Here is an 18,820-nt window from a genome sequence, read left to right on the forward strand (position 1 = left end):
TAGAATATAACCTATAGGACATAACGTCACAGCGTGCAGGTTATATGTTATAAGATATAAGGGTTACCAGTCTTCGCCCGCGCGCTTGATCTTCGACGGCGCCAGGCCCGTCTCGTCGAACAGGTAGGTGCGCATCGCGTCCAGGCCCGGCGAGTAGACGTGCAGGCTCACCGCCGCCTCGTCCGAGTCGTTGCGCATGGCGTGCACGGTGCGGTCGTCAACCGTCGCGACCCCGCCGGGCGCGAGCTCGGCTCGCGCCAGCGTCGGAAACGACCCCGGCCGCACCGTGTACTCGGTCAACCGGCCCGAGACGACCGCGACCGCCGCGGCGGCGGGGCGGCCCCGACCGCCGTGGTCGTGCAGCTCGGTGCCCTGCCCCGGCAGCCACCCCAGCAGCCAGGCCTCGTGGCCCGGCCCCGACAGGACCCGGCGGGCCCACCGGCTCCCCTTCGAAAAGCGCGGGCGCAGCGCCAGATGCCCCGCATAGAAGGCGGCCAGCGACTCGAGGCGGTCGGCGGCGAGGACGGCGAGCGTCAGATCAGACATGGAGCAGACTTTCGATGCGTCGGAACGGGTGCGCGGCAGGCGAGCCGAAGGCTCAACGGGTGCGACAACACCGCTGACAGCGACACATCGTGAGATCCATGCCGCACATCGTACCGGAACTCCCAGCCAATTCACAGCAAGGGCACACCTTGCGTGGAACCGGCGTCACCCTGCGAATTTGTCACTCCCGGCCCCTTCACGCGCTCTGGCGCACGCGCTAGGCTCAGTCTCGGTCCGTCCCCCCAGACTCAGACTCCGAAGGAGCATTCTCCTCGTGAAACAGCCGTCCCTCCGACGCAAGTGGACCTCCGCCGCCCTGATCGGCGGTCTCCTCGTATCGGGGGTCTCCGCGGCTCCCGCCTGGGCCGACCGCGACCGCGAAGAGGTCGAGGACGAGATCCAGAACGTCGACGATGATCTCAACACGAAGATCGAGGAGTACAACGCCCTCACCGAGGAGATCGACGACAACGAGGAGATGATCGCCGACGTCCAGGCCGATCTCACCGAGTCCGAGACCCAGCTGGAGGACCTGCGCGCCCGTCTCGCCGACTTCATCACCGAGACCTACGTGGACCAGGGCATCGGCGACGCCGCGCTCATCCTCGAATCCGGCTCCCCCCAGGCCTTCGTCGAACGGCTCGACCGCCTCAACTCGGCCAACATGTACGACTTCGACCTCATGGGCGAGCTCAACGAGGCCACCGAGGAGTACACCACCCAGCTCGACCTCCTCACCGACCTCCAGGAAGACCAGGAGGCCGACAAGGCCGACCTCCAGGGCATGATCGACGAGATCAACGAGCGCATGGACGCCCTCGAGATCGAGTGGCGGACCGTCTCGGGCGACGCCGTCGAGAACTACGAGCTGCCGTACATGGACGGCGACCGCGCCGACGTCGTCATGCGCGCCCTCGACCAACTCGGCAAGCCCTACGTGTGGGGAGAGGACGGCCCCAACAGCTTCGACTGCTCCGGTCTCGTCCTCGACGCCTACCGGCAGATCGGCATCTCCCTGCCGCACAACGCCGCCGCCCAGTACAACTCGACCATGCGGATCTCCCAAGAAGAGCTCGAACCGGGCGACCTGGTGTTCTACAACAGCCTCAGCCACGTCGGCATGTACATCGGCAACGGCTACATCGTCCACGCCCCGAACTCGAGCACCGTCGTCAAGGTCGTGCCCCTCAACCACGGCAACGTCTACTACGGCGCGGGCCGAGTCACCGACTTCGGCGAGGACTAGGCCGCCGCACCCTCCGACCATGCGGGCCGCTCCCTCGGGGCGGCCCGTTCTGCGTCGGCGCCCGCCGCGGCGGCCTGCGCTCAACGCCTGTCGCAGCGGCCCGCGCTCAACGCCCGTCGCAGCGGACGACGAGGATCGCGATGTCGTCGCGGGGCGCGTCCGAGGAGAACATCTGGACGGCCTCCAGCAGCGCCGTGGCGATCGTGCGGGCCGACTTCCCGGCCACGTCCCGCACCGCCCGGACGATCCGCTCGTGGCCGAACATGGCCGACATGTCCCGCCGCTCGGTCACCCCGTCGGTGAAGAACACCAGCGCGTCGCCCGTCTCGAGCCGCACCCGCTCGGGGTTGACCTTCACCTGCTCGAACAGGCCGACCGCGGTGCCCTCGCGCCCCACCCACTCGGCCTCCCCGTCGGATCGCAGCAGCAGCGGCCGGTCGTGCCCCGACAGGCACAGCGTCGCCCCGAGCGCGTCGCCGTCGCGGTCGAGCACCGCCGAGGCGATCGTCGCGTACCGGTAGTCCCCGGGCTGCTCCAGCAGCGTCGAGTTCAGCAGTTCCAGCGCCCTGGGCATGGGCCGCCCGTCGCGGGCCATGACCCGCAGGACGTCGCGCACGACGCCGGTGACGGCCGCGGCCTGCGCGCCCTTGCCGCACACGTCCCCGATCGCCACCCACAGCCGCTCGTCCGGCAGCGTCGTCGCATCGTAGAAGTCGCCGCCGACCTCGGTGCCGAACGCCTCGGCCGGCAGGTACTCGGCGGCGAAGCTGACCCCGGCCACCTCGGGCAGCGTCCCGGGCATGAGCGCCGACTGGAGCTCGTGGGCCACCGCGGCCCGCTCGGCGTGGATGCGGGCGTTGTCGAGCGCGAGCGCCGAGCGCTTCGCGAGGTCGGCGATGACGGCCCGCTCCTCGGTGGTGTGCTGGCGCTCGCTCGGGCGCCCCACCGACAAGACCCCGATGGTGGCCCCGCGCGCCGACAGCGGCACGGACAGGCCGTCGATGCCTCGCGGCGTCGGCAGCTCCATGCCGGTCCACCCGTCCGAGGCCAGTGACGACTCCAAAGCGGTGCCCGCGGCGCCCAGGCGCGCCCGCCACGGCTCCAGCTCGGCCTCCTCGGTGTGGCTGAGCGCGGCCAGTTCCAGGCTCCCGCCGTCCTTGCGCAGGTGCACGGCGGCCCAGCGGCCGAGCTGCGGGACGACGAGCTGGGGGATGAGCGCGACGGTGAGGTGCTCGTCGAGCGAGTGCGCCAGGAGCTCCCCGGCCTCGGCGAGGTAGGTGAGCCAGCCGGAGCGGCGCTGCTCGTCGGTGCGCATCCGGTCGATCTGGAGCGCCAGGGCGACGCGCTCGGCGGTGAGCTCGGCCAGGGGCCGCCACTCGGGCCCCGGCACCCCGGCCAGGACGAGGCGGCCCGTGGCGGGCGCGGTCAACGGCACCGGGACGGTGACGGACGCGTCGGCGACGTCGCCGAACTTGGCCAGGACGCCCGCCCCCGAGCCCCCGCCGGGGTCGAACTCGATGGCGCCGCCCGCGGCGGCCGTGGCGTCGTGGAGGCGCGCGAGGAGCTCGGACACCAGCTGCTCGACCGGCAGGCGCGACTGGAGCGCCGGGGCGATCGTGAGCAGCGCCGCGAGCTGGCCGAGATCGGTGACCGGGCCGACGGGGAGGTCGGCCTCGGGCGTGCGCCGCTCGGGCGGCGGCGCCTCGGGGTCGCGGTCGATGCGGAACCAGATGGACTTGCCGGTCGCGTCGTGGGTGGTGCCCCACGAGGACGCGAAGCGGTCGACCAGGAGCAGCCCGCGCCCGCCCTCGGCGGTGACCTCGGGCATGGCCGTGTCGGCCGGTTCGATCCCGCCGGAGCGGTAGTCGGTGACGGTGACGCGCACGCCGATCGAGTCGGCGGCGACGGTGAGGTTGATGTCGGTCCCGGCGTGGACGACGCCGTTGGTGGCGAGCTCGGTGGTGAGCAGCAGCGTCTCGTCGAGCAGCTCGGTGAGGCCCGCCTCGGTCAGGACCGTCCTGACGGCGGCGCGGGCGGTGGCGGGGGAGCGGTCGTCGGCCGGCAGCCGCAGCCGTCGGGTGGCCCTCTCGGGGTACGTCACGGGCTCCAGTCTATGACGGCCATGCACCGGCGTCGGGCACCGCACCGTCACCGCACCGCGCGCAGCAGAGGGACGCGAAACGGCGGCCGCCCCGGTGGTGGAAGTCCGGGGCGGCCGCCGCCTGCCTGGTTTTCTCCTGCTGTCGGTGGCCGTGGGCCCTCACGCGGCCGCGGGGGCCGCGCGAAGCGGGCCTACTCCCAGCTCGCGGCGGTCTTGCGGCGGCGCATCACGAAGAACACGACCGCGCCGGCCACGATGGCGGCCGCGGCGGCCGAGATCATGACGACCGAGCTGGAACCGGTGGTGGGCAGTTTGGGATCGGCCGACTCGCCGGCGGCGTTCTCGACGCTGCCCTCGAAGTAGATCCAGCCCTCGCCTTCGTAGAAGTACTCCTCGGAAGCGACCTCGCCCTCATCGACCGCACTCAGCGAGAACTTCGAGGCGCCGTCGAGGTCGAGACCGAACTCGGCCACGTAGTAGTCGAGAGCTTCCTGGTTGACGTCGAAAGCCGAGTAGACGCCGACGTGGTTCTCCTCAACCTTGTTGTCGATCGTGTACTGGATCGGCGAGGACTCGCTGGGCCGATAGGTCTTACCCACCTCGGGAGTCCAGTCGGTCACGAGGCAGATGAGCCAGACTTCGAATTTGGCGCAGTTGTCGTAGGCGTCGACGACCGAGGCGCTGTCGGCATCCATTTCATAGCCGTCGTAGACGACGTCCGGATCGGCCCACATGTCGATATCGACGGCGTCGGTGAACCAGACCACCGAGCCCACGCGGTCCTCGCCCGCGTTGCCGTCAACTTGGATCTGCGGTGCGGCGGTAACGGTCTTGCCGAGATCGGCGCCTTGCAGAACATGGTCGAGATAGGCGAACTCGTAGTGCTCTTCCTCTTCAACGGGAGGCTCTTCCCCGTCGCTGCCGAGGTCGGCCTGGTCCAGGAACCATCGGTCGAGCGTGAAGGTCTCGTCCTCCCACGCGGCGATGATCTCGCCATCGGAGATGTAGGAGGCGTACAGCGAATACTGTCCGGAGTCGCCGGGGATGGCGAGCTCGTGGGGAATCATCTTCATCCAGATCTTCACGACCCCGCCGTCGGGATTCACCTGGCAGTTGTAGATGCTGCCATCGTCGGTGCAGGCGTATCCGTCGCCCTCGAGCGAGAACTCGAAGTCGAGGAAGCCAAGGTCCGAGTAGTGGTAGGACACCTGTACGGCGTCCAGGCCCTGGAGGGTGTCGTCCACGTCGGCGATCTCGATGTATGCGCCGACACCGGCGTCCGAGAGGCCGTAGTCCGACCACGCTTCGCCTTCGGGGGCTGCTCCGCCGAAGACGCTGGTCGACACGTCGATCTCGTTCGGGGGGTGGGGGCCGCCTTCGCCGTCTTGGGCGAAGGCGGGGGATCCCGCCGCGAGCGCGAGGGTCGCCGCGGCGGCTCCGGCGGCGGCGAGGCGCGCGCCGGGCTTGTCGAGGGTGGGCATGAAACTCCTTGCAATTTTGTTCTGTTTTACGTCGATACCGAACGGGGGTTTCCTGTCTTGCGCTCGGTACGGCGGCACCGGCTGCGAGCCTCCACTGACTCGGCTTTCTTCGCATCAGTGCCGCCAGAGGTCACACGCCCCACAGTGTCCACCGGTTGCGAGTATCTGTCAGTTTTCTCACCCTTACTCGAGGTGACCGGGCGCATTGCCCTGCGTAACCTGCATTCGCGTTTGCCCCTTTCATGTGACAACCTGTTAGGCGAGCCTGTACCCGCAGCTGAGGAAGAGAGCCATGACGGACACCGCTTCCAGAACAGCCCCCGCGAACCACACCGACGAATCCGACCTGCTCCGCAGCCTCGCCGACGCGCTCGGCGCCGTCGAACGCGGCGACTTCTCAGTGCGGCTGCCCCGCGGCGAAGGCCTCGCCGGCGAGGTCGTCGACCGCTTCAACGCCGTCGTCGAGCGCGCCGACCGCCAGGGCCGCGACCTCGCGCTCATCGCCCGCGTCGTCGGCCAGGAGGGCTCCTGGAACCACCGACTCGACATCGAGCACCTCGACGGCGGCTGGCGGGAGGGCGCGGCCAGCGTCAACCGGCTCGTCGAAGAGCTCGTCCGCCCCACCACCGAGCTCGGCCGCGTCCTCGAAGCCGTCGCCGCCGGCGACCTCACCCAGGAGGCCTCGCTCGAATTCGAGGGCAAGGAGCTGCGCGGCGAGTTCCGCCGCCTCGGCGAGACCGTCAACCAGATGGTCGGCCTGCTGCGCCGCTTCGCCGCCGAGGTCACCCGCGTCTCCCAGGAGGTCGGCACCGACGGCAAGCTCGGCGGCCAGGCCGACGTCAAGGGCGTCTCGGGCACCTGGCGCTCCCTGACCGACGCGGTCAACACGATGGCGTCGAACCTGACCGACCAGGTCCGCTCCATCTCCTCGGTCGCCACCGCGGTCTCCCGCGGCGACCTGAAGCAGAAGATCACCGTCAACGCCTCCGGCGAGGTCGCCGAACTGGCCGACACCATCAATTCCCTCACCGAGACCCTCCAGGTCTTCGCCGGGGAGGTCACGCGCGTGGCCCGCGAGGTCGGCACCGACGGCCGCCTCGGCGGCCAGGCCGAGGTCCCCGGCGTCTCCGGCATCTGGAAGGACCTCACCGAGAACGTCAACTCGATGGCCTCCAGCCTCACCGACCAGGTCCGCAACATCGCCGAGGTCACCACCGCCGTCGCCCGCGGCGACCTGACCAAGAAGATCTCCGTGTCCGCCCAAGGCGAGATCCTCGAACTGAAGAACACCGTCAACACCATGGTCGACCAGCTGTCGAACTTCGCCGACGAGGTCACGCGCGTGGCCCGCGAGGTCGGCACCGACGGCCGCCTCGGCGGCCAGGCCCAGGTCTTCGGCGTCTCGGGCACCTGGCGGGACCTCACCGAGAACGTCAACCAGCTCGCGACGAACCTCACCGACCAGGTCCGCAACATCGCGAAGGTCACCAGCGCCGTCGCCGCCGGCGACCTGAACCAGAAGATCACCGTCCGCGCCTCCGGCGAGGTCGCCGACGTCAAGAACACCGTCAACACCATGGTCGACCAGCTCTCCGACTTCGCCGAGGAGGTCACGCGCGTGGCGCGCGAGGTCGGCAGCGAGGGCAAGCTCGGCGGCCAGGCCGACGTCAAGGGCGTCTCGGGCACCTGGAAGGACCTCACCGACAACGTCAACCTCATGGCCTCGAACCTGACCGCGCAGGTCCGCAACATCTCCTCGGTGGCCACCGCCGTCGCCGACGGCGACCTGTCGCGGCAGATCACCGTCGACGCCCGCGGCGAGATGCTCGAACTCAAATCGACGATGAACTCGATGGTCGCGCAGCTCTCGCAGTTCGCCGACGAGGTCACGCGCGTGGCCCGCGAGGTCGGCACCGACGGCAAGCTCGGCGGCCAGGCCAACGTCCAGGGCGTCTCCGGCATCTGGGAAGCGCTTACCAACAATGTGAACTCGATGGCCTCGAACCTGACCGCCCAGGTCCGCAACATCTCCTCCGTCGCCACCGCGGTCGCCCGCGGCGACCTCACCAGGCAGATCACCGTCGACGCCCAAGGCGAGATGCTCGAACTGAAGACCACGCTCAACTCGATGGTCGCCCAGCTCTCCCAGTTCGCCGACGAGGCCACCCGCGTCGCCCGCGAAGTCGGCACCGAAGGCCGCCTCGGCGGCCAGGCCAGCGTCCCCGGCGTCTCGGGCACCTGGAAGGACCTCACCGACAACGTCAACTCGATGGCCTCGAACCTGACCGCCCAGGTCCGCAACATCGCCGAGGTCACCACCGCCGTCGCCCGCGGCGACCTCACCCGCCAGATCACCGTCGACGCCCAAGGCGAGATCCTCGAACTCAAGACCACGCTCAACTCGATGGTCGACCAGCTCTCCAGCTTCGCCGGGGAGGTCACGCGCGTGGCCCGCGAGGTCGGCGTGGAGGGGAACCTCGGCGGCCAAGCCGAGGTCGCCGGCGTCGCCGGCACCTGGCTCGCCCTCACCCGCAACGTCAACTCCCTGGCCGCGACCCTCACCCTCCAGCTGCGGGCCATCGCCAACGTCGCCCACGCCGTCGCCCGCGGCGACCTCACCCAGTCGGTCGACTTCGAGGCCGCCGGCGAGATCGCCGACCTCACCGAGTCGATCAACCAGATGATCACCGCCCTGCGCGACAAGACCCGCCAGAACACCGACGCCGACTGGCTCAACTCCAACCTCGCCCGCGTCTCCTCCCTCCTCCAGGGCCGGCGCAACATCGAAGAGGTCACCCGCATGATCCTCGACGAGGTCACCAGCCTCATCGACGCCCAGACCTCCACGTTCTACGTCCGCCACGAGGACGTCTCCGGGCACGTCACCTACCGGCTCAACGCCGTCTACGGCCACCCCAGCCCCGGCGAGAAGATCGTCATCGAGGAGAACGAGGGCATGGTCGGCCAGGCCGCGGCCTCCAAGCGCACCATCCACCTCCACGACATCCCCGAGGGCTACCTCGAGATCTCCTCCGGGCTCGGCCAGGCCACCCCCACCGACCTGATCATCCTGCCCGTCCAGTTCGGCGACAAGGTCCGCGGCGTCATCGAGTTCGCCTCGTTCAACACCTACTCCGGGCTCCACAAGAAGTTCCTCGACTCCCTCGCGCCCAACGTCGGCGTCACCCTCGCCACCATCGAGGGCAACGCCCGCACCGAGGTCCTCCTGCGCGAGTCCCAGCGCATGGCCCAGGAGCTGCGCGCCCAGTCCGACCGGCTCAAGGAGACCAACGTCGAACTCGAGGAGAAGGCGACCCTCCTGTCCGCGCAGAACAAGGCCATCGAGGTCAAGAACCTCGAAGTCGAATCCGCCCGCCAGGACATCGAGGAGAAGGCCGAACAGCTCGCCCAGGTCTCCAAGTACAAGTCCGAGTTCCTCGCCAACGTCTCGCACGAGCTGCGCACGCCGCTGAACTCGCTGCTGCTGCTCGCCCGGCTCCTGTCCGAGAACGCCGACGCGAACCTCTCGGACCGGCAGATCGAGTTCGCCCGCACCATCCACAACGCCGGCACCGACCTGCTCACCCTCATCGACGACATCCTCGACCTGTCCAAGATCGAGGCCGGGCGCATGGACGTCTCCGTCCACCCCGTCGACCTCGTCGAGGCCCTCGGCGACATCGAGGCCACCTTCCGGCCCCAGGCCGAGGACAAGCAGCTCCGCTTCAGCGTCGACGTCGGCCCCGGCGTCCCGCACACCCTCCAGACCGACGGCCAGAAGTTCCAGCAGGTCCTGAGAAACCTCCTGTCCAACGCCGTCAAGTTCACCCGCACCGGCTCGGTCACCCTCGCCGTCAAGCGCGTCCCCTCCGACCTCGGATTCGAGGCCCCCCGCCTCAACTCCGCGGGCGAGCGCGTCTCCTTCTCCGTCATCGACACCGGCATCGGCGTCGCCGAGAACAAGAAGAACATCATCTTCGAGCCGTTCCAGCAGGCCGACGGCACCACCCGCCGCAACTTCGGCGGCACCGGACTCGGCCTGTCGATCTCCAAGAACCTGTCGCAGATGCTCGGCGGCGACGTCTTCATCGAACGCACCGGCTCCGAGGGCTCCGTGTTCACCTTCGTCATCCCCGCCGAGATCGACCACGACGAGGAGTTCCCCGTCCACACCTCCGAGCTGCCGCCCGTCGAGGAGACCCGCGGCCCCTCGATCCTCACCGGCGCCCCCGAGACGCCCTCCTCCTCGGCGGCCGCCCAGCGCCTCGACGGCGCCACCGTCCTCATCGTCGACGACGACATCCGCAACGTCTTCGCGCTGACCGCCGCGCTCGAACTCCACGGCATCGACGTCCACTACGCCGAGAACGGCGCCGACGGCATCGACGCCCTCCAGCACCACCCCGACATCGACGTCGTCCTCATGGACTCGATGATGCCCGGCATGGACGGCAACGAGACCACCCGCGTCATCCGCCGCATGCCCCAGTTCGCCGACCTGCCCATCATCTTCCTCACCGCCCAAGCCCTCGCCGAGCAGCGCGAGAAGTCCGTCTCCGCCGGCGCCAGCGCCTACCTCACCAAACCGGTCGACCTGGACCTCCTCCTCGACACCATGTCGCAGTGGATCGGGACGACCCCCGACGGCGGCGGCGAAGGCGAGCGGGGAGAGAATGGCGCCCCGACCGATGGAGAGACCGCATGAGCACCGCGCGCGTACTGCTCGTAGACGACCGATCCGAGAACCTCCTCGCCCTCGAGGCGATCCTCCAGGGCCTGCCCGTCGCCACCATCGCCGTCACCTCCGGCGAGGAAGCCCTCAAACGGCTCCTGACCGGCGACTTCGCCGCGATCCTCCTCGACGCCCAGATGCCCGGCATGGACGGCTTCGAGACCGCCCGCCACATCAAGCAGCGCGAGAAGACCCGCCACACCCCCATCATCTTCCTCACCGCCGCCGACCGCGACGCCCACCTGGCCATGCGCGGCTACTCCGTGGGCGCCGTCGACTACATCACCAAGCCCTTCGACCCCTGGATGCTCCGCACCAAGGTCAAGGTCTTCATCGACCTGTGGTCCCAGGGCCAGGCCCTCCGCCACACCTCCGAACGCACCCGCGACCTGCGCGAACGCGAGGACGGCCTCATCCGGCGCCTCCGCAGGGCCTACGGCGACCTCGCCGAATGGCAGAAGAAACACGGCCCCGACGACGAGATCGCCGAGATCCTCGGGCTCCTCGAACCCGGAACCGACTAGTTTTCGGTTAGGGTTGACGGCGTGGTGCACCAAAAGCTCGACATTTCGGTTTACCGCGAATCGAACGAGACGATCGTGGCACTGACCGGCGAGATCGACCTGCAGACCGCTCCGCGGCTGTCGGGCGCCGTCAACGAGGCGCTCGCCGAGGACCCGGTCCGCGTCGTCCTCGACATGGACGGGGTCACCTTCTGCGACTCGCGCGGCCTGGGCACCCTCGTCGTCCTCAGCCGCGCCGCGGCCCGCTCCCGGTCCGTCCTCGTCCTCGCCAACCTCGGCGACTTCCTCAAACGGCTCCTCGCCGTCTCCGGCATCGGCGAGCACTTCGTCATCCGCGAGAACGGCGGTCCCGGCGCCGACCCGGACACCGGCCCAGACACCCGGCCCGGCCCGGAGGACCCCGCGTGAGCGACCCGACCCGCGAACTCCTCATCGTCCTCACCGTCGCCGCCGTCCTCGCCCTGGCCGGCGCCGTCCTCGCCCTGGCCGGCGCCGTCCTCGCCATCGCCGGGCACCGGACGCGCCGGAGCCCCCTCACCGCCACCGGCTGCGCCCTCCTCTTCGCCGGCGGCGCCACCGTCCTGGGCTGGGCCATCGTCGACGGCGCCGGAGCCGAAGCCGCCGGCGTCGGCCTCGTCGCCGCCCTCGTGCCCGCCCCGTTCCTCGTCGCCACCTTCCTGTGGCTCGGACGCCACCGCCGCCGCCCTTGGCTGGTCCTGGCGTTCTGCTTCGGCTGGGGCGCCTGCGTCGCCACCGCCGTCGCCCTCGGCGTCAACACCGGCGTCGCCTACCTCCTCCGCGAGAACGGCCTCAACGAGAACCTCGCCGCCGTCGTCTCCGCCCCCGTCATCGAGGAGATCGCCAAGCTCGCCGGGCCCCTGCTCATCCTCTGGCTCGCCCGCGGCCACTTCACCGGCATGCTCGACGCCATCGTCTACTGCGGCCTGGCCGGCGCCGGGTTCGCCGTCGCCGAGAACGTCCTCTACGCCTCCGGCGCCTACGTCTCCGGCACCCAGATCCTCGACGAGTCCGCCGGCATCGCCCTGGTCACCCAGCTCGTCCTCCTCCGCGGCCTCGCCACCATGTTCGCCCACCCCCTCATGACCGGCCTGTCCGCCGTCGGCCTCGGCAAGGCCGTGCGGCGCCCCGGACGCAAGGGTGCTCAGACCGCCTGGATAGTCGGCATGCTCCTGTGCGGCATGGGGCTCCACGCCCTGTGGAACGGCTCCTCCCTCCTCGGCACCGCCATCGACCTGCCCGGCCTGTGGTTCGCCCTCTACCCCGCGTTCCTCATGCCGCTGTTCTTCACCATGGTCGGCCTCGCCCTGTGGCTGCGGGCCGCCGACGCCCGCCGCACCCAGACCGCCCTGGCCCCCTACGTCGCCTCAGGGCTGCTCTCGCCGCCCGAGCTCGCCTCCCTCGCGAGCTTCTCCCGCCGCTCCTCAGCGCGCGCCTGGGCCCGCCGCATCGCCGGCCCCGGCGGCGAGCGGGCCATGAAGGACTTCCAGCGGGCCGCCGCCGACGTCACCGAGCAGATCGACCTCGCCTCCATCGGCGGCCGCTACGACGAGCACCGCATCGGCACCGGCCTCTACCGCATGGGCGAGGCCCGCGCCGCCTACACCGGCCGCGACCCGCGCATGCCCGCCGCCACCTGGGACGGCAGCCGCTACCACGTCACCTTCCCCGACGGGAAGGTCCGCACTGTCGAGCCGCCCGCCCCGCCGGTCATGCCGCTGCCGCTTCCTTCCTTCCAGCCCCCGCCGCCGCCCGGCCCGCCCACGTACCCTGTCTCTTATGCATGACGGACCCATCCGCGCCACCTCCTGGCCCGGCCCCGGCGCGCCCACCGCGCGCTCGGGACGGCCGCACTGGAGAGAGCCCCACCCCGTCAGGGTCGGGGCGGTCGCGGCCGGTTCGGCGCTCACAGCGCTGTGGGTGATGCTGTGGCTCCTCTCCTTCGCCAGCGCTGCCTCCGGTGATTCCATCACGGGGACGGGGTTCGCCTGGGTGACATTGGCCGCGAGTACGATCGCAACTGTCGTGGCAGCAGCGCTGGCACGCTACGGTGACCGCGGTGCAGCGGTCGGCGTAGCCGCCGTCGCAGGGACCGCCGCTGGAGTCACCGGACTCGCAGTCGAGCTGTACCTTTTGCTGACCGGCAATTGGATCCTGTGGTAATGCCAACCCAGGCCGCCACATCCTTCAGTTGATCGTCCGAACAGCTGAATTCTTTGAGAAGCTGGTCCATTTAACAGAAAACGGGGACGGATCGTGTCGTATTTCGCTGTGGCTGTGGGCCGCGAGGGCGACCAATGGGACGCCACGGAAGTCGATCTCGACGACGTGGCCGACATCGAGGACGCCGCCGAGGTCATGCGTGAGGCCTACCCTGACGCCGACCTCACGCTGCTCTTCGTCGACGCCGACGATGAATACCTGACCGTGATGCGTCTCGACAACGGCGACGACCTGCGCACGTTCGGCTCCGACGCCGAATACGCGTCGCAGTCGCGCCTGGGCGAGGCGCTGCTGGGAGACCTGGAGCCCGAGAACACCGACGAGATCGACACCGAAGACGAGGAGTCGATCAGCGCGCGCCCCACCGAGCTCGACGCCGAGCCGGTGGGCGAGGCCGACCTCATGGGCGACCTCGGCGTCGGCGGGGCCACCCTCCTCGCGCTGTGCGCCAAGGAAGGCATGATGCCCTCCGACGTCGTCTCCGAGGTCGCCGAGGTGATCGGCTTCGCCGACACCCTCGAATCGGCCTCCGGAGCCTGATCCCGCCCCGAGCCTCCCGCCACCCATGGATGAGACCCGCCGCGAGGTCCACGAACGCTGGATGCGCAGGGCCCTTGAGGCCGCGACCGCATCCGGCGGCGACCTCCCGGTGGGCGCCGTGGTCTTCGACCCCGAGGGCCGCGAGCTGGCCGCGGCCGCCAACCGGCGCGAAGCCCTCGCCGATCCCACCGCCCACGCCGAGATCCTGGCGCTCCGCGAGGCCGCGGGCCGCCACGGCGACGGCTGGCGGCTCGAAGGCTGCACCCTGGTGGTCACGCTGGAGCCGTGCACGATGTGCGCGGGAGCGGCGGTGCTCGCCCGCGTCGGCGCCGTCGTCTTCGGCGCGTGGGAGCCCAAGACCGGCGCGGTGGGCTCGCTGTGGGACGTGGTCCGCGACCCGCGCCTGAACCACAACCCCGACGTCTACGGCGGCGTCCTCGCCGACGAATCGGCGGGGCTCCTCAAGGGGTACTTCGGACGGAGTCCGACCGGGAGGCACAGCGGACGGAGTCCGAACGGGAAGCGCAGCGGACGGAGCCCGAGCGGGAGGCACAGCGGACGGAGCCCGAACTAGCGGCACCGTGTGGGCGGAGCCCGACCCGGAAGCCCCGCGGGCGCGGCCCGAGCTGACCGAGGCCCCCAGACCCCACACCGAGCCCCATCCCGCTCACCGCGCCGCTTGCTACTACTCCGTCGACCGCTCCGCGGCGGCGGCCTTCTTCGCCCGCGAGCGCTCCAGCAGTTGCGCGATGTCGATGACCTCCACGTCATCCTCGCGGCCCGCGTCGGCCACGCCGTCGCGCAGCATCGTCGAGCAGAACGGGCAGCCCACGGCGACGGTGTTCGCGCCGGTCGCCACCGCCTCGTCGGCCCGCTCGCGGTTGACGCGCTTGCCCAGCGGCTCCTCCAGCCACATCCTGGACCCGCCCGCGCCGCAGCAGAACGACCGCTCGGCGTTGCGCGGCATCTCCGTCACCTCGGCGAACGAGCCGAGCAGCTCCCGCGGCGGCGTGAAGATCCGGTTGTGGCGGCCCAGGTAGCACGGGTCGTGGTAGGTGAGCGTGCCGTCGTGCTGCTCGACCGGTTCGATCCTGCCCGAGGCCACCAGGTCGGCCAGGAGCTGCGTGTGGTGCACGACCTCGTAGTTCCCGCCCAGCTCGCCGTACTCGTTGCCGATGGTGTTCAGGCAGTGCGGGCAGGTGGCGATGATCTTGACCGCGCCGGCCTCGTTGAACGCCTCCACGTTCTGCTCGGCGAGCATCTGGAACATGAACTCGTGCCCGATGCGCCGGGCCGGGTCGCCGGTGCAGGTCTCGGCCTCGCCGAGCACCGCGAACTTCACGCCCGCCTCGTGCAGCAGTGTGGCCACGGCCCGGGACGTCTTCTGCGCCTTCGGGTCGTAGGCGCCCGCGCAGCCCACCCAGTACAGGTACTCCCAGTCCCCGCCGGGCTCGGCGACCGGCACCTCGAAGTCGAGCGGCTCGGCCCACTTCAGGCGGTTCGCCGGGTTCTCGCCCCACGGGTTGCCCTTGTTCTCCAGGTTGCGCAGCATGGTCTGCGCCTCGGTGGGGAACGCCGACTCGATCATCGTCTGGTGGCGGCGCAGGTCCATGATCGTGTCGACGTGCTCGATGTCGACCGGGCACTGCTCGACGCACGCCCCGCACGTCGTGCACGACCACAGCACGTCAGGGTCGATGACCGAGCCGATGATCGAGATCGGCTCGATCGAGGCCCCGTCGCCGCCGCGCTCGGCCGCCGCCGCGGCGGCCTTGAGGTACGGCGCCTGCTCGTACAGGTGGTCCCGCAGGTCGGTCACCAGCTTCTTGGGCGACAGGGGCTTCCCGGTGTTCCAGGCCGGGCACTGCGACTGGCAGCGCCCGCACTCGGTGCAGGTGGTGAAGTCCAGCAGGCCCTTCCAGCTGACGTCGGTGATGGTGTCGACGCCGAACGGCTGCGTCTCGGGGTCGGCGGTCTCGAAGTCGGCCGGTTCCCCGTCGATGAGCATCGGCTTGACCGCGCCGAGGCTGACCGCGCCGCTTGCGTGGCGCTTGAAGTAGATGTTGAAGAACGCGGTGAGGCGGTGCCAGCCGATGCCCATGCTCGGCACCAGCGCCAGCACCAGGAAGAACGTCCAGGACACGAGGATCTTCACCCCGGCCGCGACCGTGATCGTGGTGTGCAGCGCCGACTCGGAGGCGCCCTCGAAGAGGTTCGCCAGGCCCGCCGAGATCGGCGAGGCCCACGTCGCGTCGATGCTGCCGAGGGCGAACTCGCTGGAGCGGATGGTGAAGAAGCAGACGACGATCGCGAAGATCGTGGCCTCGATGTAGAACGCCTGCCACTGGCGGGAGTTCTCGAACCGCGATGAGGAGGAGCGCTGCCCGTCGGCCGACGCCAGCCCCTCGGGCGGCACCTGGTGGACCTTCGGCTGGCTGGCCAGGCGCACGGTGAAGAGGAACAGGATGCCCAGGCCGGTGACGGTGGCGATGATCTCGGACAGCAGCAGCCAGGGCTCCCAGTGGCCCACCCACGGCAGCGTCCACTCGGGGTTGAGGACCTCGAGGTAGGCGGTGGCCAGGATCGGGACGAGCGAGAAGAAGCCGACGAACACGAGCCAGTGCGCCGCTCCGATCCACGTCCACTGGAGCATCCTGGTGTGCCCGATGGTCTCCCGCAGCATGGTGGCGACGCGCTGGCCGCGCTCGCCGCCGCGGGTCCGGTCGGGCGAGCCGAGCCGGACGGTGGCGAGCAGCCGCATCACGGCTCGGGCGAACAGCGCGATCGCGAACGCCGTGAAAGCGAAGGCGATCGTGGCCGTGACGATTTGGACGACTCCCATGGCGACCTCTCGACGGTGTCCGAACGGTGCGGTGCTCCCGATCACGATACATGTTACTGATCGGTAGCCACCATGTCGAGCCGGGCATGGACACAGACTTGCCACAAGGAGCCGATATAAGCGGCGTCCGCCGCCGAGGTCAGTCGCCCCCGCCTCCGCCATCGCCGCCGCCGGAGTCGCCGGAGCCGCCTGAATCCCCACTGGGATCGTCACCGGCATCAGCATCCCTATGCGGGTGCGGGTGCGGGTGCGGCGCCTGAAATGAGGGATCGTAATACGGCTGGCCCATGTAGGGCGGGCCCTGGTACGGCTGACCGGGATAGGGCGGGTATGGCGGCCTGGCGGATCGCCTGCTGAGGAAGACGACGAGCACGACGAGCCCCGTGATGACCGCCGCCATGACGAAGAGGATGAACAGCAGCACGATGATGTGCCAAGGCTTCAGCGCGCCCACAGGGAGCCTCCAGGGGATCGAGGGGAAGATCCATCATGTCACGAGGGGCCTCATGGTGGGGGCCTCTGCCAGGACTTCACGGGGTTGGCGAAGAGGAGGCGGTCCTCTTGGGCGGGCTTTCGGCTGTATGGCTGCTTGAGTGCGGTCTCCGAAGGAATCAGCGACCACGAGGTGATCGGAAGCCGGGGTCGGCTCTGGTTCCTCGAGTCGTTTCCGTTTGGGCTTCAGGCGAGTCAGCGATGGAAGGTAGGGAAGGGCTCGGGGTGTCCGGTCGGCGTGGAGTCTCGTTCGGGTAGAGCTTCAGTCGATCGGCGACCGTGAGGTGGGCGGGTGCCGGGGTTGGTGGTGTCTTGGGGGTGGTCGTCGCTGGCGCTTCGAGCGGTCGGTGACCGCGAGGCAGGAAGGGGCTGGGGCTGTCGCTGTGACTTCGGGGTCGTTGCTGGTTGTGTTTCGAGCGGGCGGCGACAAAGACGGGCGTGGAGAGGTGGGTCGTCGAAGACGGCACGCTGCTGCCGAAGCATCCGGAAGCGCACCGCCTCGCTCTGGGAAGTTGTCCGCAGGTGGACCGCACCGTTCCGGGGAGTTGTCCGCAGGTGGACCGCACCGTTCCGGGGAGTTGTCCACAGGCTCCGCATGCTGCCGCCGGGAGTTGTCCACAGGCCCTGCACACTCCCCGCCAGAAGTTATCCACAGGCCCAGCGCACTCCCTGCTGGGGGTTATCCACAGGCCCGAAACTTTTCCTTGACCGGTTTTGGGGCGTCTGTCAGGCTGGCGAGGACTTTCGTGGTGTGCAGGACGGCGGCGGGTGGGTACAGAGGGGCGGAGTAGCGCCCCCGGGCGCCGGCTGGGCGCTCTGCGGCGCCCCTGCGTCGGAGTCGGTCAGTGGTCCTTAGGGGTTACCTCTTCGGCCCGGCTTCAGGCGAGCAGTGAGCGCGAGGTGCGTGGGGGGCGGGGCTGGCTTGGTGTCTTCGGGGTTGTGCTCCGGTCCAGCCTCAGGCATTGCAGCGATGCAGCGGTGAGCGAGTGCCAGGGGTGGCCTGTCGGCGCGGAGGCGCGGTCGGGTAGGGCTTCAAGCGGTCGGCGACCGCGAGGTAGGTAGGTGCTGAGGTCGATTGGTGTCCTCGGGGCGTGTCTGGTTGGGCTTCAGGCGAGTCAACGATGGAGGGTAGGGAAGGGTTTGGGGTGGTCGGTCGGTGCGGAGGTGCGCTCGGGTAGGGCTTCAACCGGTCGGCGACCGCGAGGTGCGTGGGGGGCTGGGGCTGTCGCTGTGTCCTCGGGGTTGTGCTCCGGTCCAGCTTCAGGCATTGCAGCGATGCAGAGGTGAGCGGGTGTCGGGGGTGGCCTGTCGGGGCGGAGGTTGGTGGTGGGCTTCCGTCTGGTTCTCTTCCCTCTTGGGGTGTGGTGGCGGCTGGGGGGGTGGCGTGTGGGGTCGGTTCGGTGTCCGGGCACGGGGAAGGGCTCGAACCCGCTGGGGATTCGAGCTGAGCAGCATATGTGCTCTGTCCCCGCCGCAGTTGCCTGCGGCGGGCAGGGTAAGAAGGGGATGTGATCATCCGGCCCGGTGGTGCCGGTCACCCCTGCTGGTGTCAGGGTCTGCCGGTCGGCTGGCGGTGAGGCTTGCTCGCCTTCAGCTGTCGTGGCCGGCTCAGGTTCGTCTACTGTGTCTGGTTCGGTGGCTGGTGCTGCGAAGCGGGCGCGCACCCTGGCCTTGGCCTGCTTGATCTGGCCTTCGAGGTGTGCTTGTTCGATCTGTTCGGCGGTCTCGTTCAGGTCGGCTTTGATGCCTGGTTGAGGTGCCCCGCATTTTTCGGACAGTTGGTTGCTGACAACTTCCTGGGGTGATGTCTTCCTATCAGGTCAGCTCGTAGGCTTCCCGGACTTCGACTGGTGGTCGATAGTCGACAGCGGAGTGAAGCCGCCGAGTGTTGTACCACAATTCAATATATCGCATGATGTCACGCTTGGCTTCGCGACGGGTCGTGTATGTGACTCGGGATACGAGTTCGTTCTTCAGCGCCGCGAAAAAGCTTTCTGCCATCGCGTTATCGAAGCAGATACCAGTCCGCCCCACCGACCGCAGCAGCCCATGCGAGGCGCAATACTCGCTGAACC

At 69.5% G+C, this 18,820-nt stretch carries 14 protein-coding genes; 8 read left to right on the forward strand and 6 right to left on the reverse strand.

What is annotated here, in order from left to right; genetic code table 11:
* Window positions 1-63: 63 nt before the first annotated feature.
* Window positions 64-546 (reverse strand): cysteine dioxygenase, encoded by a 483-nt coding sequence (locus H613_RS25215; RefSeq protein WP_051393085.1) that lies wholly within the window; start codon window positions 544-546, stop codon window positions 64-66.
* 274 nt (window positions 547-820) lie between these two features.
* Here H613_RS25215 and H613_RS29065 point away from each other — a divergent pair, with 274 nt between their 5' ends.
* Window positions 821-1,792, forward strand: a complete 972-nt coding sequence (locus tag H613_RS29065) for a C40 family peptidase (RefSeq protein ID WP_051393086.1) — start codon at window positions 821-823, stop codon at window positions 1,790-1,792.
* Window positions 1,793-1,898: 106 nt separating this feature from the next.
* Here the strand turns inward: H613_RS29065 and H613_RS0107950 are convergent, their stop codons facing one another.
* Together H613_RS0107950 and H613_RS0107955 are read right to left on the reverse strand one after the other, a co-directional pair.
* On the reverse strand, window positions 1,899-3,893 hold the full coding sequence (locus H613_RS0107950; protein WP_051393087.1) for a SpoIIE family protein phosphatase: 1,995 nt from the start codon (window positions 3,891-3,893) through the stop codon (window positions 1,899-1,901).
* Window positions 3,894-4,084: 191 nt separating this feature from the next.
* The gene (locus tag H613_RS0107955; protein WP_026923383.1) at window positions 4,085-5,374 is read right to left on the reverse strand and encodes an LPXTG cell wall anchor domain-containing protein; all 1,290 of its coding nucleotides are present in this window, start codon (window positions 5,372-5,374) and stop codon (window positions 4,085-4,087) included.
* 292 nt (window positions 5,375-5,666) lie between these two features.
* On the opposite strand from H613_RS0107955, the gene H613_RS25225 reads away from it, so the two are divergent.
* The 7 genes from H613_RS25225 to H613_RS25245 all read left to right on the forward strand — a co-directional run bounded on the left by H613_RS25225 (window position 5,667) and on the right by H613_RS25245 (window position 13,985).
* Complete coding sequence (locus H613_RS25225; protein ID WP_051393088.1) at window positions 5,667-10,079, forward strand: HAMP domain-containing hybrid sensor histidine kinase/response regulator; 4,413 nt, start codon at window positions 5,667-5,669, stop codon at window positions 10,077-10,079.
* Window positions 10,076-10,630 (forward strand): response regulator, encoded by a 555-nt coding sequence (locus tag H613_RS25230; protein WP_035736758.1) that lies wholly within the window; start codon window positions 10,076-10,078, stop codon window positions 10,628-10,630. The genes H613_RS25225 and H613_RS25230 overlap by 4 nt, the downstream gene beginning before the upstream one ends.
* A gap of 21 nt (window positions 10,631-10,651) precedes the next feature.
* A complete protein-coding gene (locus H613_RS25235) occupies window positions 10,652-11,038 on the forward strand; it encodes an STAS domain-containing protein (protein WP_051393089.1) in 387 nt (128 codons plus the stop codon).
* Window positions 11,035-12,435, forward strand: coding sequence for a PrsW family intramembrane metalloprotease (locus tag H613_RS25240; protein ID WP_051393090.1), 1,401 nt, complete (start codon window positions 11,035-11,037; stop codon window positions 12,433-12,435). Before H613_RS25235 ends, H613_RS25240 begins: the two co-directional genes overlap by 4 nt.
* Window positions 12,428-12,811: a hypothetical protein gene (locus tag H613_RS30740; RefSeq protein ID WP_156925896.1), complete on the forward strand. Its 384-nt coding sequence runs from the start codon at window positions 12,428-12,430 to the stop codon at window positions 12,809-12,811. The genes H613_RS25240 and H613_RS30740 overlap by 8 nt, the downstream gene beginning before the upstream one ends.
* 93 nt (window positions 12,812-12,904) lie before the next feature.
* Entirely contained in the window at window positions 12,905-13,411 is a 507-nt protein-coding gene (locus H613_RS0107980; RefSeq protein ID WP_026923384.1) for a tRNA adenosine deaminase-associated protein, read from the forward strand.
* A gap of 61 nt (window positions 13,412-13,472) precedes the next feature.
* Window positions 13,473-13,985 carry a nucleoside deaminase gene (locus tag H613_RS25245; protein ID WP_439330242.1) on the forward strand — a complete coding sequence of 171 codons (513 nt, stop codon included), beginning with the start codon at window positions 13,473-13,475 and terminating at the stop codon, window positions 13,983-13,985.
* A gap of 111 nt (window positions 13,986-14,096) precedes the next feature.
* Here H613_RS25245 and H613_RS0107990 read toward each other — a convergent pair whose 3' ends face one another.
* From H613_RS0107990 to H613_RS29930, 3 genes are all read right to left on the reverse strand, one after another.
* Window positions 14,097-16,253 carry a (Fe-S)-binding protein gene (locus tag H613_RS0107990; RefSeq protein WP_026923385.1) on the reverse strand — a complete coding sequence of 719 codons (2,157 nt, stop codon included), beginning with the start codon at window positions 16,251-16,253 and terminating at the stop codon, window positions 14,097-14,099.
* A gap of 139 nt (window positions 16,254-16,392) precedes the next feature.
* A complete protein-coding gene (locus H613_RS25250) occupies window positions 16,393-16,707 on the reverse strand; it encodes a hypothetical protein (RefSeq protein ID WP_051393091.1) in 315 nt (104 codons plus the stop codon).
* Window positions 16,708-18,560: 1,853 nt separating this feature from the next.
* Window positions 18,561-18,820 (reverse strand): integrase core domain-containing protein (locus H613_RS29930; RefSeq protein ID WP_156925897.1); only part of this gene is annotated, 260 nt, incomplete at its 5' end.

It is taken from the genome of Glycomyces arizonensis DSM 44726 (assembly GCF_000482705.1).
Classification (GTDB): domain Bacteria; phylum Actinomycetota; class Actinomycetes; order Mycobacteriales; family Micromonosporaceae; genus Glycomyces; species Glycomyces arizonensis.

Bases quoted from the DNA above. Each gene is read 5' to 3' on its own strand.
- H613_RS25245 (WP_439330242.1), top strand. From the start codon at position 13,473: ATGCGCAGGGCCCTTGAGGCCGCGACCGCATCCGGCGGCGACCTCCCG.
- H613_RS30740 (WP_156925896.1), top strand. From the start codon at position 12,428: ATGCATGACGGACCCATCCGCGCCACCTCCTGGCCCGGCCCCGGCGCG.
- H613_RS25215 (WP_051393085.1), bottom strand. From the start codon at position 546: ATGTCTGATCTGACGCTCGCCGTCCTCGCCGCCGACCGCCTCGAGTCG.
- H613_RS25230 (WP_035736758.1), top strand. From the start codon at position 10,076: ATGAGCACCGCGCGCGTACTGCTCGTAGACGACCGATCCGAGAACCTC.
- H613_RS0107955 (WP_026923383.1), bottom strand. From the start codon at position 5,374: ATGCCCACCCTCGACAAGCCCGGCGCGCGCCTCGCCGCCGCCGGAGCC.
- H613_RS0107990 (WP_026923385.1), bottom strand. From the start codon at position 16,253: ATGGGAGTCGTCCAAATCGTCACGGCCACGATCGCCTTCGCTTTCACG.
- H613_RS25225 (WP_051393088.1), top strand. From the start codon at position 5,667: ATGACGGACACCGCTTCCAGAACAGCCCCCGCGAACCACACCGACGAA.